The sequence below is a fragment of the Mesorhizobium sp. M7A.F.Ca.AU.001.01.1.1 genome (assembly GCF_004022735.1).
GTDB classification, from domain to species: Bacteria; Pseudomonadota; Alphaproteobacteria; order Rhizobiales; family Rhizobiaceae; genus Mesorhizobium; species Mesorhizobium ciceri.
Window position 1 is genome coordinate 1 of sequence record NZ_RZPF01000905.1, and the last position, 2,232, is coordinate 2,232.

General features: G+C 59.1%; 4 protein-coding genes. 1 reads left to right on the forward strand and 3 read right to left on the reverse strand.

Translation table 11 applies throughout. The features are described 5' to 3' along the window. The 3 genes from EN884_RS33725 to EN884_RS33735 form a co-directional block, all read right to left on the reverse strand. On the reverse strand, nucleotides 1-166 hold a 166-nt coding region (locus tag EN884_RS33725; protein WP_164895343.1), incomplete at its 3' end, for an amino acid synthesis family protein. Beyond that, on the reverse strand, nucleotides 163-555 hold the full coding sequence (locus EN884_RS33730; protein ID WP_063170543.1) for a carboxymuconolactone decarboxylase family protein: 393 nt from the start codon (nucleotides 553-555) through the stop codon (nucleotides 163-165). The genes EN884_RS33730 and EN884_RS33725, both read right to left, overlap by 4 nt. A 17-nt stretch (nucleotides 556-572) precedes the next feature. Further along, entirely contained in the window at nucleotides 573-1,361 is a 789-nt protein-coding gene (locus EN884_RS33735; RefSeq protein WP_063170544.1) for an alpha/beta hydrolase, read from the reverse strand. A gap of 136 nt (nucleotides 1,362-1,497) precedes the next feature. Between EN884_RS33735 and EN884_RS33740 the strand changes: the two genes are divergently transcribed. Next, nucleotides 1,498-2,220, forward strand: coding sequence for a GntR family transcriptional regulator (locus tag EN884_RS33740; RefSeq protein ID WP_063170545.1), 723 nt, complete (start codon nucleotides 1,498-1,500; stop codon nucleotides 2,218-2,220). Nucleotides 2,221-2,232 lie beyond the last annotated feature (12 nt).

A 2,232-nucleotide genomic window follows, 5' to 3' on the forward strand; every position in this document is an offset into this window, starting at 1 on the left:
CCATAATGTGCGGCTGAAGATCCTCGACGAATGCCGATCCCGCCCAGGGATTACGGATTACCGCCGCGCAGGCGGCCATGCGAAGCGGAACAGGCGCGGCGCGACCCCCTTCGACAAGCGTGTCCTCGACGAAATCGACGATCTTGCGGATCAAGACGCCAGTCATTTTTCCGCTCCGCCGGCTGCGCGCTCGGCAAGGACGCGGTTGGCGATGCGATGGCATTCGACGCCGACAGGAACGCCACAATAGATCGTGAGATGGGTTATCAGCGCGTCCAGCTCATCACGGGTGACACCGTTGCGAAGGGCGCCGCGAAAATGGAGTTCCCACTCATCCATGCGGTTGAGCGCGGCAATCATCACGATGTTCAGCATGCTGCGGGTCTTGGCATTCAGCCTGTCGTCGCCCCATGCAGCTCCCCAGCAATATTCTGTAACAAGCGCCTGAAAGCCCTTGGAAAATTCGGTCGCTTTGCTCAGTGAATTTTCAACGTATTCGCTGCCCAGCGTCGCCTTGCGGCGCTCCAGTCCACGCTCAAATAACGTCTCGTTCATTCGTCTTCCCTTCATTTTCAGCGTGGGCGCAAGAGAAACTCGCGGACGTGGTCGGACACCAGTTTGGATGCCTCGACCAGGACGCTGTGCTTCAGGCCGGTCAAAATGCGCAATTCCGAATCAGGGATCAGCCGGTGCATCGTCTCGGCCATTCGGATATTCGACCCCTGATCAAATTCGCCCGTCATCACCAGCGTCGGCTGCCTGATTTCGGCAAGCCGATCCACGAGTTCGGTAAGGCCGAACACCCGATACGCCTCCAGATAGGAAGGCACATGGACAGCCTTGAGCTCGGCAATTCTCTGCTCGATTACATCCGGGTGGCGATCGGCAAACTCCTTGGTGAACCAGCGGTCGTGCGCGGCCCCGACGATTGCATCCATGCCACCGTCGCGGATCATCCGCAGGCGCGCCACAACCTTTTCCCGTTCGGCCGGTGTGCGGCCAGCAACGGCGGAAAGAAGAACGACACGCTCGAAGCGAGCTGGATAGGAGTAGGCCAGCTCCTGCGCGATCAGACCACCTAGCGAAAAGCCGACCAGATGGGCTTTGCGCACGCCCGCTTCGTCCATCACCTTAACGATGTCGGCGGCGAACTTCTCGACGGAATATTCCGAGTCGATGCGCGCGGACTGGCCATGCCCGCGCAGGTCGGAACGAACAACGTCAAAACTGCCTTCCAGTTCGCGGCTAACGCCGTCCCAGCTTTCTAGATTGGCGCCGACACCGTGCACCAGCACGAGAGGATGACCCTCACCGCTTCTCTTATAGGCGATCAGACCATCTTTGGTGCGCATCAGCGCCATTCTAGGCACTCCCGTTCAAGCTCATCTTTTTGGTATACCAACAGGCAAACATATGGTCAACCGTATTTAAATGGGCTACTTGTGGTGAATGAATCGAACGCGTAGCTGTGATGACAGGAACGACGGGAGAGCCGCGATGCATGAATGGACTGGGTGGTCGATTGCTGGTTCGCCGACGTTGCGCGAGCAGACCGTTGTCACGTTGCGCGAGGCGCTGCTCAACGAGGTGTTCAAGCCGGGTGACAAGCTGGTGGAACGGAAGCTGGCCGAGCAGACCGGCGTAAGCCGCACAAGCATCCGGGAAGCGCTTAGCCAGCTTGAATCCGAAGGGCTCGTCACTCGGATAGCCGGCAAGGGCATGTTCGTGACGCGTCTGTCGGAACAGGAAATCCGGCAAATCTACGAGGCCCGCGCAATCCTCGAATCGGCGATGACGCGCATGTTTGTCGAACGGGCCAGCCTGGGACAAATGGACGAATTGGCGGCGCGTATTTCAGAAGCGGGCAAAACCGACACCGCCGAGCTCGCCCGGCAGCATGCCGAGAAGCTCGATGCGGTGTGGGAGATCATCATGCAAGGCGCAGGCAACGACATCACCAGGCAAATGACCTTTCTGCTACGTGCCCGCGTCACTTATCTGCGCACCATCACCACCCGCGTCGCATCGGCTGAACGACGTAGGAACACGATGGCTTTGCTCAACGGCATTTTCGACGCGTTGCGCGCGCGCGATGCCGACCTCGCCGAAAAGCTCACGCGCGAGTATGTTGAAAGGTCCGCGGCTTTCGCGCTGTCGCTGCTGCGCGACTCTGGGCAGAAACCCAAATCCTCACCACGCAAGCAAAAGATCGACAAATGAACTACGTCAGGC